Here is a 13,291-nt window from a genome sequence, read left to right as displayed (position 1 = left end):
GGCGCCGTGACTGTGCCGACCCCGTACGAAGACCTCCTCCGACTCGTGATGGACACCGGCACGCCGAAGGCAGACCGCACCGGGACGGGCACGAAGAGCGTTTTCGGTCATCAGATGCGCTGGAGCCTGGCGGACGGGTTTCCGCTGATCACCACGAAGAAGGTGCACCTCAAGTCCATCGTCTACGAACTGTTGTGGTTCCTTCGCGGCGACTCCAACGTGAAGTGGCTTCAGGACAACGGCGTGACCATCTGGGACGAGTGGGCCGACGCGGACGGTGAACTCGGCCCGGTCTACGGCGTGCAGTGGCGCAGCTGGCCGACTCCGTCAGGAGAGCACATCGATCAGATCACCCAGACCATCGACACGCTGAGGTCCGATCCGGATTCCCGTCGCATCATTGTGTCGGCGTGGAACGTCGGCGACATCCCGCGGATGGCGTTGGCCCCGTGCCACGCGTTCTTCCAGTTCTACGTGGCGGACGGTAAGTTGTCGTGCCAGTTGTATCAGCGCAGCGCCGACATGTTTCTGGGCGTTCCCTTCAACATCGCCAGCTACGCGCTCCTCACCCATATGGTGGCGCAGCAGGCCGGTCTCGAACCGGGTGACTTCATCTGGACCGGCGGCGACTGCCACATCTACGACAATCACGTCGACCAGGTCACCGAGCAGTTGAGTCGCGAGCCGTTGCCGTACCCCACGCTGAAGCTGAACAAGCGGGAGTCGATCTTCGACTACACCTTCGAGGACGTGGAGATCGTCGACTACCGGCACCATCCCGCCATCAAAGCGCCGGTTGCCGTCTAGTGGCGGCGCGGCAGGTCAAGCTGGTCTGGGCACAGGGTGTCGGCGGCGTCATCGGCCGGGACAACACGATTCCGTGGCACGTCCCCGAGGACATGGCGTACTTCAAGAAGGTGACGCAGGGCCACCCGGTGATCATGGGCCGCAGAACGTGGGACTCGCTGCCCCCGAAGTTCCGGCCGCTGCCCGGACGACGCAACATCGTGATCAGCCGTCAGGCTGACTGGACTGCGGACGGCGCGGAGAGCGCGTCCGGGCTCGAATCGGCGCTGGCACTCACGGGCGAAGACGTCTGCATCATCGGCGGTGGCCAGATTTACAGTGCAGCAATGCCTTTGGCTACTCATCTATACGTCACGGAGGTCGATGTCACGGTCGACGGCGACGCCTGGGCACCCCCGATCGACGACTCCTGGCGCGCGCAGGACACTGGTGAGTGGCTCACGTCTGCGAAGAACGGCACCCGGTATCGGTGGATCACCTACGCGCGGGCATTACCTGCGAGGTAATCGCGAGCATGCGGCCGCCGTGGTCGGGGCGTTCGCGGCACTGCAGGGGGTGGACGCTCACCCGGCGCTGACCACACCGCCACGACCGCACCGTTACCCCATTCACCGGGTATCGGTGCGCGGCTTGGGTCATACTCGTCTCATGGACAAGAAGTCACTGACCGCCCTTGCCCGACAGCAACTGAAGTTGGCAGCCGGGACGTCCAGCGGCCGCAGTTCGCAGACCGTGTACGGCGGCCACCGGCGCAGTCTCCGCCAGACCGTCGTGGCGCTCGCCGCAGGTCAGAAGATGGCCGAGCACGATAGCCCGGGCGAGGGCACTCTGTTCATTCTCAGCGGCAAGCTGAGCCTCGTGTCGGGCGAGGACTCGTGGAAGGGCTCGTCCGGCGATTTCCTCGTTCTCCCCAGTGATCGGCACAGCGTCGAAGCGTTGGAGGACGTGGCGTTTCTGCTCACTGTCGCCATGTGATCTCACTGGCGCCATGTGACCTCACCGTCGCCATGTGACACTGTCTTCATGACCGACACGCAACCCGCGATCGAGGTGTCCGTGGCTGCTGCTCCGTCCGTGGTGTGGCCGGCATTGCGCGATCCGGCGCTGATCCGGCGCTGGCACGGCTGGGACTATGACGGCCTCGACGCCGAGATCCAGGAGATCTATCTCGGCGAGGTGGTCGAGGACCCCGCCTCGTACAGCCTCGTCGTGAGCGGAGGTGACCGCTTCAGTCTCCACGAACACGAGGGCACCACCATCGTGAGGATCACCCGGCCACGCCGCGACAGCATCCCGGACGCTGCCGACTGGTATGACGACGTCACCGAGGGCTGGACCACTTTTCTGCAGTTCCTGAAGTTCGGCATCGAACAGCACGGGTTGGGCGATCGTCGTACGTTATTCCTCGAAGGCCCTGTCGCGCAGGGCGATTCGGCACAGCATCTACTGGGGCTCGACAAGCTCACGGGCTCGAGGCGGGGAGATCACTACAGCGCCGTATCCACAACGGGTGATCTGCTGTCCGGCGTGGTGTGCTTCGTCGGCGAGCACCAGATTGCGGTCAGCGTCGACGACCTCGGCCCGGGTCTACTGCAGTTCGGCGAGCAGCCGGTCAATTCGGCGCGGCCGAACGGTGGCGCTCAGATACTGCTGGCCGTGTACGGACTGGACGACGAAGAGTTCAGCGAGCTCGAGGAGCGCTGGAAAGAGTGGTGGCAGGCCCGGCCGCCGGCCGAACCTGCCACCTGAGTTGCTCGAATGTCAGGCGAGCACGGACCCCAGGCTGGGCCACCAGATGGTGCTCTTGACGACGTTCGGACCGACCTGGTGATTCAGCGATCCGTACACCGCCGCCACGACCAGGCCGCCACCGAGACCCGCGACCGGAGGGGTGGAAATGACGGTGGGTACGGCCGCGTTGTTCTGGTCCAGCTTGACGACGCCACTGGCGCCGGTGGCGAAACTGTAGTACACGACCTCGAGTTGGGCACCTGCCTGGTTGGCGGCGATGGTTCCCGGTCCGCCGAAGAACCCGAAGCGGAACTGGTTGTTCATGTTGGTTGCCACGCCTGCGCCGTAAAGCTGGCCGAGGACGGGGCCGCCCTGGCCGGTGTCGGAGTACGCGGGGACCTGGAAGATCTGCCCCGGCAGCGCGATGTCGATCGCAGCCGCATCGGTCGGTGACAGCGCCAGCCGTTGGATGGCGGCCTCGGCTTCCGGGTTACCTGCTGCGGCGGTCCGGAGCTTGGCGATCGCCGTGGTGGAGTCGACAGCAGGAACAGAATCTGTGGGCTGCGCCGAAGCCGCCCCGGTAAACATCATCGTCGCTGCCACTGCAGCGGTCAGGCCTGCCGCGATCCGTCGTCCGAAGTGCCGTCGATTCATTCTTCTTCTCCTCGTCCCGGTGAGTGGATAAGCGTTACTTCGAATGAGTAAACACTCTCGCGCCTCTATCGACACCGCACTTCCCCGCGTTACCCCCGTCTCACACCTATGCTGCTGACATGGGACGGGACGACGAGCACGAAGTGAGGATCCACTTGGCCCGCGAGGGGCCCACGGACGTCGTTCCCACCCGCCAGAGCTTGCAACGCCTGTTCGAGGCGGTCCTCGTGGTGGGGTCGGGCCTCGAACTCGATTCCACCCTCCAACGCATCGTCGATTCGGCCACCTCACTGCTCGATGCCCGCTACGGCGCCTTGGGTGTCCGCGCCCCCGACGGCGGTCTGGCCGAGTTCGTGTTTCAAGGCATCAACCCGGACGAGCGCGCCGGAATGGGCCATTTCCCGGAGGGTCGCGGGCTGCTCGGACTGCTGATCAACGACCCCCGTCCGGTGCGGCTCTCGAACCTCTCCCGGCATCCGGCGTCCGTCGGCTTGCCGCCCGGCCACCCACCGATGAACAGCTTTCTCGGCGTGCCCATCATGATGCGCGGGACAGTGTTCGGCAGCATCTATCTCACTGAGAAGCGCAGTGGTTCGGAGTTCACGGACGAGGACGAGGTGATCCTGCGCGCTCTCGCCACTTCTGCCGGCGTGGCTGTGGACAACGCCCGATTGTTCGAGAAGTCGCGGACGCGCGAGCGATGGCTGACGGCGGTCGCTTCCATCACGTCGCGGTTGATGGTCGGCGGCTCGCTCGACGAGACCCTACGCACCCTTGCCGGGCAGGTACGTGAATTGTCGAGCGGCGAAGAGGTGTTCATCGTCGTCACGCAGGGCGACGGTGCGGCGGTGGGAGCGGACACCACCGCACGCCCCCTTCCCGACGCCTACCGAATCGCTGCGCAGACCGAGCCACTGGCCGAGGTCCAGCGTTCCCGGATTCCCGCTCTGCTGACGGGATTGCACGGCTTGGAACCGTTCTCGACCGGTGCTGGGCGCGCCGCCGTTCTGCCGTTGTCTACAGCTTCCGGCGTCGGCGGTGTCCTGGTGATCACCGCCCGCGGCAACACGCCGTGGGACCCGGACGAGGTCGCTCGGCTCGAATCGGTGGCCGACCTCGCAGCGGTGGCAGTGGAGTTCGCCGACCAGCAGCGCAAACAGCGACTGTTGTCGGTACTCGCCGATCGTGACCGGATCGCCCGGGATCTGCACGACAACGTGATCCAGCGTCTCTTCGCCACGGGAATGAGCCTGCAGAGCATTCACGCTGTGGGGGACGTGCCTGATGCGGTGCGTTCGATCGTGGCTACGTCCGTCGAGCAACTCGACCGGACGGTGCGCGAGATCCGTACCACCATCTTCGACCTTCAGGCCACCGATGCCGCGTCCGCGACAAGTCTGCGCAGACGCCTCCTCGACGTTGTCGGTGACCTCACGGCGCAGTCACCGATCGCCCCCAACGTTCAATTCGCGGGCGCCATCGACACACTCGTGCCGAATCGGATCCATCAGCACGCCGAGGCGGTTCTGCGAGAAGCTCTGAGTAACGCGTTACGGCATGCTCGCCCGACCACGATCGACATCTGCATCGCAGTCGAGGACGAGCTCACCATCACAGTGGAGGACGACGGGATCGGCATCACGGCAGGAGATCGCAGCGGCCTGGCCAACCTCGATCGACGCGCAGAGCTGTGCGGAGGCACCTGCACGGTCGATTCGGGCGCCTCGGGGACACTCGTCACCTGGCAGGTGCCGATTACCTAGCCGCGGTCAGGGCCTGCGTCGAAGCTCGGTCGCCAATACCGCTGCCTGAGTGCGCCTTTGCATCCCCAGCTTGGCCAGCAGGCGCGATACGTAGTTCTTGATCGTCTTCTCGGCGAGGAACAGCCGTTCAGCGATCTCCCGATTGGTGAGTCCCTCCCCGATCAGCTCGAATACCGCCCGCTCCTGCTCCGACAGTTGAGCGAGCGGATCCTCTCTCCGCTCGGACCGAATGCGCGCCATCATCGCCGACGTGGCACGACTGTCGAGTAACGAACCCCCCTGCCCCACTGTGCGGACGGCGGATACCAGGTCGGTGCCGAGGATCTGCTTGAGGACGAAGCCGGACGCACCCGCCATGATCGCGTCGAACAACGCCTCGTCGTCCGAGTAAGAGGTGAGCATCAAACAGCGAAGGGCAGGCAGGGCGGCTCGAAGATCCCGGCACAACTCCACACCATTGCCGTCGGGTAGCCGGACATCCAGGACGGCAACGTCCGCGCCGCTGACGGGTATCCGCGCCATCGCCTCGGCAACCGAGCCGGCCTCCCCGACTACATCCAGGTCCGGCACGGTGCCGAGCAGGTCGACCAAGCCCCGCCGGACGATCTCGTGGTCGTCGACGAGAAACACTCGCGTGGTCATGTCGCTACTGTTCCCGCACGATCATCACCGGGCAGTCGGCGGTGTGCATGAGGGCATTACTGGTGGAGCCGAGCAGCATTCCCGTGAAGCCACCCCGACCACGGCTGCCCACCACGACCAGTTGCGCCTTCTCCGCGAACTCACTGAGGACACGCACCGGACGATCCCGCGCGACGACACGTTCGACCGTGACATCGGGATACCGCTCCTGGAAGCCGGCGAGCCGCTCGGACAACACCACCTCTTCCCCGGTTTGAACACTGCCCCACAAGGGGTCGTCCGGGCTGGCACCGAGCGACGGCTGGACGCTGACGTCACTCCACACGTTTACCGCTACCAACGTCGACGACGTCGCCGACGCCTGCGCGAAAGCGACGTCCACTGCAGCCTTGCTACTTTCCGATCCGTCGACACCGACCACGATCGGCCCCTCGGTAGGCGGCAGCCCGTCGAGCGTTCTGCCGCGCACCACCACCAACGGGCACAGCGCGTGCGCCGCCACCGAGGACGTGGTGGAACCGACCAGCAACCCGGTGAACTCACCGTGGCCGCGCGAGCCGAGCACCACCATGTGCGCGTTCGCCGACAGCGCGATCAGTGTCTGACTCACCTTGCCCTCGTGCTGCTCGGTGGTGATGTCGAGGGCGTCGTCCACAGTCTGCTTGGCGAGCACTCGGGCACTGCCGAGACGCGCCTTGGCCGTGTCGGCGAGTTCTTCCTTGAAGCTCTCGGCCAGATAGGGCTCGGTGTAATAGAAGGCGGGGATATGCACCACAGTCACGATGCGCAGTGGCAGGGACAGCGCAGCCGCAGTCCTGGCGGCCCACACGACTGCGGCGGACGCCGACTCCGATCCGTCGACACCCACGACGATCGGCCTACTTCCGGTCATGGTCACCTTCCCTTCTTCCGAACCCGCTTCGGGGCCGGGCTTCGGCCGCTCGGTTACCCGCAGATCTTGCGAAGCTTCTCGACCAACTGGACGCGGCCGGCTCGGTCGGCAGCGAGCGGCGACACGGTGAGGGTGGTCACGCCGGACTCGGCGAACGCCGCGACGCGTTCCGCCACGTAACTTTCCGGTCCGATCAGCGAGACGGCCCGGACGAGTTCGTCGGGCACTGCCGCAGTGGCCTCCTCCTTCTTGCCGGCGAGGTAGAGATCCTGGATCGTCTCGGCTTCCTTCTCGTAGCCGTATCGAACCGCGAGGTCGTTGTAGAAGTTCTTACCCTTGGCGCCCATACCGCCGATGTAGAGCGCGAGACTGGGGCGCACCCAATCGAGCATGTGCTCCACATCCTCACCGATGGCGAGGGCCGGTGACGCGTACACCTGCAGGTCACCCAGGCTGGGGTCGCGCTTCGCCTTGCCCTTCGCCAGCGGCTCACCCCACACACTCGCCGCCTTCTCCGGGTGGTAGAAGATCGGCTCCCAGCCCTCCGCGATCTCGGCCGTCATCTCGACGTTCTTGGGACCGAGGGAAGCAATGATGATCGGGATGCGTTCCCGCACAGGGTGATTGATTATCTTGAGCGGCTTGCCGAGGCCCGTGCCCTTTTCTGCGGGAAGCGGCACCTGGTAGTACTTGCCCTGGTACTGGACCTTCTCACGACGCCACACCTGACGACAGATTTCGATGACCTCGCGGGTGCGCCCGAGCGGGGCGTCGTACTTGACGCCATGAAAGCCCTCGATCACCTGCGGGCCCGACGCCCCCAGACCCATGACGAAGCGCCCGTTGGACACGAAGTCGAGACCGGCGGCCGTCATGGCCGTCAGGCTCGGCGTACGGGTGTAAATCTGAAAAATCCCGGAGGCGAGTTCGAGAGTGGTGGTCTTGGCGGCCAAGTAACCGAGCTGGCTGACCGCATCGAACGAGTAAGCCTCGGGCACGAACGCGATGTCGAGGCCCGCCCTCTCCAGGTCCGCGACCTCATCAACCGTTTCGGCGAAACCGCCGCTGTAGTTCAAGCCCATTCCGATGCGCACGTCGCTCCCCAATCCTGGCTTTTCTCTGTAACCCAGCACACTACTGCCGCCGATCGGGTCAGGGGCGTTCAGGCCTGACGACGACCACCGGGCACAGGGCAGCACGCACCAGGCTGTTGCTGGTCGAGCCGAGCAGCATCCCCTTGAATCCGCCTCTGCCCCGGCTGCCCACCACCACGAGCTGCGCCTTCTTCGACCATTCGAGGAGGCGGGCTCGCGGATTGTCTATGTACACCTTCCGAGCAACCTGCACGTCAGGGTACTTTTCTTGCCAGCCGGCAAGTCGTTCGGCGAGCACTGCCCGCTCGTCCTCCTCGAGCCCGGCGGGCACCAGCGCAGCGTTGCGCGGGTCGTCGAACGTCATGGGGCCGAGGTCGCTCCAGACGTGGACGGCCACCAACGCCGCGTTCCGCAACGAAGCCTCCTGGAAGCCCACCGAGATGGCGCGTTCGCTGGTGCGGCTTCCGTCGACCCCGACGACGACCGGTCCGCCGGAGTGCGCGGCACCGCGGACCACCACGACCGGGCAATGCGCGTGACTGGTGACATTGATCGCAGTGTTGCCGAGCAGGGCCGTGGCCGCGGCTCCCGACCCCGACGCTCCGACCACCACCATCCGGGCGCTCTCGGAGAGGTCGACGAGCCACTGTGCACTGCTGCCGATGGACAGCTCGGTGTGGAGGTCGATGATGGGGTTGACCACGTACGCCTGCTCCTGGGCGTCAGCGAGGATCGCCTTGCCGCTCGCCTCGACCCACTCGTACACACCCCCTGAGTCCATGTAGGGGCCACCGAAACCGTACGGGGCGAAATCGAGAGCGTGGATGATCTTCAGATTCAGTGCGCGTTCGGTGGCAAGTTCCGCCGCCATTCGCACTGCGGCCTTGGAGTTGTCCGACCCGTCGACACCGACGACGACGCTGTTGCGGTCCCGTGCGCTCATGCCTCCACACTATCCCCGGTCACCATTTCACGTCTGCCGCCCTTCACCTTTCGGCGAAGGACCGAAGTTACCACCAACCAGGGACTCCAGCCTCTGTACGGCTCGATCCAGGCGTGCGAAGATGTGGGGTTTGCCGCTGAGTTTGCCCGAACACGTTGCAATGAAACATATTTCGCTAACGCGACGTCCGTCACACCATACGGATCCGAAGAGAGGATCGCAGTACCCTCGAGCCTGTGCGACTCCACTGACGTCGCGAGAAGATCGGAGAACGACATGCTCTCGGCCACATCGAAAAACATAGTTCGCGCCACCCTGCCTGCAGTGGGTGCCGCTGTCACCGACATCACATCCTTGTTCTACCGCAGGATGTTCGCGGCCCACCCCGAGCTCGAACGGGACCTTTTCAATCGCGGCAATCAGAAGAAGGGTGAACAGCAGAAGGCGCTGGCCGGGGCCATCGCTGCGTTCGCACGCCTGCAACTCGAGGCCGATCAGGCGCGCACCGACCTCATTCTGTCGCGGATCGCGAACAAGCACGCCTCGCTGGGAATCGAACCCGAGCAGTACGGGATCGTGCACACCCATCTCTTCGAGGCCATCGCCGAGGTCCTGGGCGACGCCGCCACCGCGGAGGTCGTCGCGGCGTGGAACGAGGTGTACTGGCTGATGGCAGAGACCCTCATCGCGATGGAGGCCGGCCTCTACGCGTCCGCCGGCGTCGCGGCTGGTGACGTCTGGCGGGACGTGCGTGTTCGGGAACGGCGACACGAGTCCGCCGACACGGTGTCGTTCGTGTTCACCTCCGTCGACAACGACCCGCTTCCCGGGTTCTCACCGGGGCAGTACGTGTCCGTGGCTGTCCGCCTCCCGGACGGCGCGCGCCAAATCCGGCAGTACAGCCTGTCGTCCGCCCCCTCGCACGACGATTGGCGGATCACCGTGAAAAGTGTCTCGGGCGGCGAGGTGTCGAACTTTCTGCATCGCAACATCTTCGAGGAAGATGCTCTCACCGTGTCGCTACCGTTCGGCGATCTCGTGCTACCGGACGACGATTCACCGCTGTTGCTCGCCTCGGCGGGAATCGGGTGTACGCCGATGATCGGGATGCTCAGCCATCTCGCCGCCACCGAGGACCGGAGACAGATTTCGGTGATCCACGCCGACCGTTCACCCAGCGATCATGCGCACCGCGCGGAGTTGACCGAACTCGTCGAACGCCTGCCCTCCGCAGTGATGCATCGTTGGTACGAAGACCTCGGCGCTCGCCGACCTTCGGGAGGTCTGCGTCTGGGCCGCGCCGATCTCGACGACCTCGCCGTCGTCCCCGAAAGCCATGCCTACCTGTGTGGCCCGTTGCCCTTCATGCTCGGAATCCGTGCGGCGCTGCTCGAGAAGGACGTGCCCGCCGAGAACATCCACTACGAGGTGTTCGGGCCCGACAGCTGGACCGCCGCGGTATGAAAATTCCCGAGATCAGCGGTCGGTGGTGAGCAGGTCGGCGAGGTTGTCCAGACTCGCCCGCACAGTGCGGGAGTACGCCTTGTTGACGATGGGGTCTGCCAGCTTGCCGAAGATCCCGCCGAGACCACTTTCGCTGTCGACGCGATAGGTGAAGAGGGTGCCGCCGTCGACCTCCTCGAGCCTCGTTGCCGCGGTGAACCCGATCTTGCTCTCCACCGATTTGGACACGCCCGCCTTCGCCGGCTGGTACTCGACGAATTCGCTTACCCAGTCGAATCGCTTACCCAGGATCCGCGTTGCTCCCCGCCACCGGGTGCCCACCCCGGGATCCCCGTCGGTGAGCTGCTCGCATTCGACGATGGACGCTTCCCACGAGGGCCAATTCTCCGCGACGGTGAGAAAGTCCCATACTTCCGACGGAGGACGGGCGATGACGACGGACTGCTCGGTAACCGGCATGGTGATCATTCCTTGTACGGTTGGCAGATGGATAGACCGGGTGAATAAGACCGGTCCGTTTCATCGTCCTCCCGAGCCGTGCCGGTGTCACCGATGGTTAGCACGTCAAAGCGCCGAGCGGCCGGCGTCCGGGGCGTTCACACTCGCCAGGTGTGGACCGGGCTCCCATCACGCATGTTCTCGACATACTGACGCATCATGGCGGCCAGCGCGTCCCGCCGGTTCATTCCGGCGTCTTCGTGACGAACGACCTGCGCGCGTTGCCACGCCGCCCCCGTCTGCCGGGTGAGGCACCGCCCCTCGATGACACTGAGGTAACGGTCCCGCGCCTTCTGCGAAAGTCCGAAGGCCGCCAATCCCTGGTCGGCGATCGGCAAGAGCCTGCGGAGAACCAACTCGTCCGCACCCGTCCGCCCGACGTCCGGCCAGTACATCTGGGCATCCATGCCGTGTTGGGCCCCGGCGCGCAGATTTTCCTCTGCCGCATTGAACGACATGCGCGTCCACACGGGCCGGTCGGCTTCGACCAGTCCGCGCAACGCCCCGTAGTAGAAGGCGGCGTTGGCCATGATGTCGAGCACCGTCGGGCCGGCAGGCAACACCCGGTTCTCGATCCGCAGATGCGGTCTGCCGTCGGCGCAGTCGTAGACAGGACGATTCCAGCGGTAGATGGTGCCGTTGTGCATTTGCAGTTCACTCAGGTCGGGGATGCGGCCGGCGTCGAGTTCGGCGGCCGGATCGACATCGGTCACCTCCGGCAGGAGGGCCGGAAAGTACCGGGAGTTCTCCTCGAAGAGGTCGAAGACCGACGTGATCCACCGTTCACCGAACCACACCCGTGGCCGGACGCCCTGATTCTTGAGCTCGAGGGGGCGGGTATCGGTAGCCTGCTCGAAGATCGGAATCCGCGATTCGTGCCACAGAGCCTTCCCCGCGAGAAATGGCGAGTTGGCCGCCAGCGCGACCTGTGCGCCTGCGAGGCACTGCGCGGCGTTCCAATGCGCAGCAAACTGCTCGGGTGCCACACGTAGATGCAGTTGCAGCGATGTGCACGCCGCCTCGGGAACAACCGAATTGCTGTCGGCGCGTAGTTGCTCCCGCGGACGGCCTTCGAGAGCGACACCGTCGAGGTCGAGCTCGATGTCCTCACCACGGGCCGCAAAAATCTGCTCGTTGAGCAGTTCGTACCGTGGGTTGGCCGAGATCCACTCACGGTCCAAGTGCTCGAGCTCGAGGGTCGGCAGCATCCCGATCATCACGAGTTGTGCATCATGGCGGTGGATTCGGGCATCGACAACGGACAGCGACGCCCGGAGGGTGCGCTCGAGGTCGAACGTCCCGTCACCGACGAGCGGCCCCGGTTTGACGTTCATCTCCACATTGAACTGACCCAGCTCGGTCTGGAACACCGCGTCGTCGTCGATCGATTCGAGCACGGCGTCATTGGACATCGCCGGTGTCATGTCGGCGTGCACGAGATTGAACTCGATCTCCATGCCGAGCATCGGTCGTGGTGGATCGATGTCGTCCGCGAACGCACCCTCCTGCAGCATGCGCTCGAGCGCGTCGGCGCACATCAGCACCTTCTGGCGGAACAAACGCCGATCTGCTCGGCTGAATGTCCGAGAGGTGACCTCACGGCCCATGCCACTCCTCTGCTCTGCTCTGCGATTTCCGTTCCGCGAGCATATCCGTTCGGTCGGCGCGAGACCGGGGTGGCGGGCTAACCTCGAACCAGACGCTGGTCAGCGGAAGGATCCGAGATGACACCTCACACCGACTCCAAGAAGACGCCAGAGTTCAGCGTGGGAACGCGCGTGAAGACACGACATTCGGCCGATCCCGGGCTTCCCGAGAAGGAATGGCCACTCGAGACGGGGGTCATCGTCGACGAATTCGGCGGTGTCCAGGACATCACCGACGAGTCCTACGGCCGCAACTGGGCCGTGTCGCGCCGATGGGCGGTGGCGCTCGACGGTGGTCCCCTGGTCTTCCGCAACGACCCGGATCTCGAGCCGGAATGACGGCTACGCGTTGGCGCCGGCGTCGCCCCACGTGACGGACACGCCGTTTTCCTTCAACCAGCGGCCGGGATCGACCTTGTTTCCAGCGGCGTCATGCACCTCGAAATGCAGGTGCGGGCCGGTGGACTGACCACGGTTGCCCACGTGAGCGATCTGCTGTCCGGCCGAGACCCGCTGACCGACGGCGACGGTGTAGTCGTTGACGTGCCCGTACACCGTCACCGTTCCGTCGTCATGGAGCAGCCGCACCCACAATCCGAAACCGGACGCAGCACCGGCGTCGATGACTTCACCGTCGGCAGCGGCGAGGACGGGAGTACCGATGGGAGCCGCGATATCGATGCCGCCGTGGTGCGCTCCCCAGCGGGAGCCGAAGTTGGAGGTCAGGGTGCCCGAGACCGGCTGCACCGCGTGCGGCTTGACCGGGTTCACCGAGCTCAGCCACTGCTGGGCCTGAGCCCCCAGGTCGGGACCGCCGAGATTCTGAACGGCAGCGCCCAGATCTGCGGGCACGTCGAATCCGGCAGGCAGGACGCCCGCAGGGATCTCGAAGGGCAGGCCGGGGACGGCCTGAGGGGCAGCCGGCTCGACTGCATGCGAGTCGGCCGGGGTAGCGGCCGCGCTGCCCGCACCGAGCTGAGCTGCGCCGACGACGAGGGCACCGGTGGCGGCCGCTACAGTGGCGGCCTTCATGCCCACTCCCGCTCCGGCCTGCTGATTGCGGTGGCGCCCGCGCGCCGCGTCCGGATCGATGTCGAATCGGAGCGATTGCCCGTTCGAGCGGTGGTGGGAACCCACAGTTGATACCTCGTCAGTCG

The 13,291-nt window shown here is 65.3% G+C and carries 15 protein-coding genes; 7 read left to right on the top strand and 8 right to left on the bottom strand.

What is annotated here, in order from left to right; genetic code table 11:
• Positions 1-6 precede the first annotated feature (6 nt).
• The 4 genes from NOF53_RS02565 to NOF53_RS02550 all read left to right on the top strand — a co-directional run bounded on the left by NOF53_RS02565 (position 7) and on the right by NOF53_RS02550 (position 2,556).
• Positions 7-807 (top strand): thymidylate synthase, encoded by an 801-nt coding sequence (locus NOF53_RS02565; protein WP_255965388.1) that lies wholly within the window; start codon positions 7-9, stop codon positions 805-807.
• Positions 807-1,313: a dihydrofolate reductase gene (locus NOF53_RS02560; protein WP_255965387.1), complete on the top strand. Its 507-nt coding sequence runs from the start codon at positions 807-809 to the stop codon at positions 1,311-1,313. The genes NOF53_RS02565 and NOF53_RS02560 overlap by 1 nt, the downstream gene beginning before the upstream one ends.
• A 142-nt stretch (positions 1,314-1,455) precedes the next feature.
• Positions 1,456-1,782: a cupin domain-containing protein gene (locus NOF53_RS02555; protein WP_255965386.1), complete on the top strand. Its 327-nt coding sequence runs from the start codon at positions 1,456-1,458 to the stop codon at positions 1,780-1,782.
• Between the two features lie 48 nt (positions 1,783-1,830).
• Positions 1,831-2,556: an SRPBCC family protein gene (locus NOF53_RS02550; RefSeq protein WP_255965385.1), complete on the top strand. Its 726-nt coding sequence runs from the start codon at positions 1,831-1,833 to the stop codon at positions 2,554-2,556.
• Between the two features lie 12 nt (positions 2,557-2,568).
• Here the strand turns inward: NOF53_RS02550 and NOF53_RS02545 are convergent, their stop codons facing one another.
• Positions 2,569-3,192, bottom strand: coding sequence for a Tat pathway signal protein (locus tag NOF53_RS02545; protein ID WP_255965384.1), 624 nt, complete (start codon positions 3,190-3,192; stop codon positions 2,569-2,571).
• A 119-nt stretch (positions 3,193-3,311) separates the two neighbouring features.
• Here NOF53_RS02545 and NOF53_RS02540 point away from each other — a divergent pair, with 119 nt between their 5' ends.
• Complete coding sequence (locus NOF53_RS02540) at positions 3,312-4,955, top strand: sensor histidine kinase (RefSeq protein WP_255965383.1); 1,644 nt, start codon at positions 3,312-3,314, stop codon at positions 4,953-4,955.
• A 6-nt stretch (positions 4,956-4,961) separates the two neighbouring features.
• Here the strand turns inward: NOF53_RS02540 and NOF53_RS02535 are convergent, their stop codons facing one another.
• The 4 genes from NOF53_RS02535 to NOF53_RS02520 are packed head-to-tail and all read right to left on the bottom strand — an operon-like array spanning position 4,962 to position 8,526.
• Positions 4,962-5,597: a response regulator gene (locus NOF53_RS02535; protein ID WP_255965382.1), complete on the bottom strand. Its 636-nt coding sequence runs from the start codon at positions 5,595-5,597 to the stop codon at positions 4,962-4,964.
• A gap of 4 nt (positions 5,598-5,601) precedes the next feature.
• Positions 5,602-6,489, bottom strand: coding sequence for a universal stress protein (locus tag NOF53_RS02530; RefSeq protein WP_255965381.1), 888 nt, complete (start codon positions 6,487-6,489; stop codon positions 5,602-5,604).
• 53 nt (positions 6,490-6,542) lie between these two features.
• A complete protein-coding gene (locus tag NOF53_RS02525; RefSeq protein ID WP_255965380.1) occupies positions 6,543-7,583 on the bottom strand; it encodes an LLM class F420-dependent oxidoreductase in 1,041 nt (346 codons plus the stop codon).
• 58 nt (positions 7,584-7,641) lie between these two features.
• Positions 7,642-8,526: a universal stress protein gene (locus NOF53_RS02520; protein ID WP_255965379.1), complete on the bottom strand. Its 885-nt coding sequence runs from the start codon at positions 8,524-8,526 to the stop codon at positions 7,642-7,644.
• A gap of 276 nt (positions 8,527-8,802) precedes the next feature.
• Between NOF53_RS02520 and NOF53_RS02515 the strand changes: the two genes are divergently transcribed.
• Positions 8,803-9,990 (top strand): globin domain-containing protein, encoded by a 1,188-nt coding sequence (locus tag NOF53_RS02515; RefSeq protein WP_255965378.1) that lies wholly within the window; start codon positions 8,803-8,805, stop codon positions 9,988-9,990.
• Positions 9,991-10,002: 12 nt separating this feature from the next.
• On the opposite strand, the gene NOF53_RS02510 is transcribed toward NOF53_RS02515, so the two are convergent.
• Both NOF53_RS02510 and NOF53_RS02505 read right to left on the bottom strand, forming a co-directional pair.
• The gene (locus NOF53_RS02510; protein WP_255965377.1) at positions 10,003-10,458 is read right to left on the bottom strand and encodes an SRPBCC family protein; all 456 of its coding nucleotides are present in this window, start codon (positions 10,456-10,458) and stop codon (positions 10,003-10,005) included.
• A gap of 128 nt (positions 10,459-10,586) precedes the next feature.
• The gene (locus NOF53_RS02505; protein WP_255965376.1) at positions 10,587-12,095 is read right to left on the bottom strand and encodes a glutamate-cysteine ligase family protein; all 1,509 of its coding nucleotides are present in this window, start codon (positions 12,093-12,095) and stop codon (positions 10,587-10,589) included.
• Positions 12,096-12,212: 117 nt separating this feature from the next.
• Between NOF53_RS02505 and NOF53_RS02500 the strand changes: the two genes are divergently transcribed.
• A complete protein-coding gene (locus tag NOF53_RS02500; RefSeq protein ID WP_255965375.1) occupies positions 12,213-12,473 on the top strand; it encodes a hypothetical protein in 261 nt (86 codons plus the stop codon).
• A 3-nt stretch (positions 12,474-12,476) separates the two neighbouring features.
• Here NOF53_RS02500 and NOF53_RS02495 read toward each other — a convergent pair whose 3' ends face one another.
• On the bottom strand, positions 12,477-13,271 hold the full coding sequence (locus NOF53_RS02495) for a M23 family metallopeptidase (protein ID WP_255965374.1): 795 nt from the start codon (positions 13,269-13,271) through the stop codon (positions 12,477-12,479).
• Positions 13,272-13,291 lie beyond the last annotated feature (20 nt).

This window comes from Rhodococcus tibetensis, assembly GCF_024438035.1.
In the GTDB taxonomy this organism is placed as follows: domain Bacteria; phylum Actinomycetota; class Actinomycetes; order Mycobacteriales; family Mycobacteriaceae; genus Rhodococcus_F; species Rhodococcus_F tibetensis.
The sequence above is the reverse complement of the archived record's forward strand: the minus strand, read 5'-3'. Positions and strand labels throughout refer to the sequence as shown.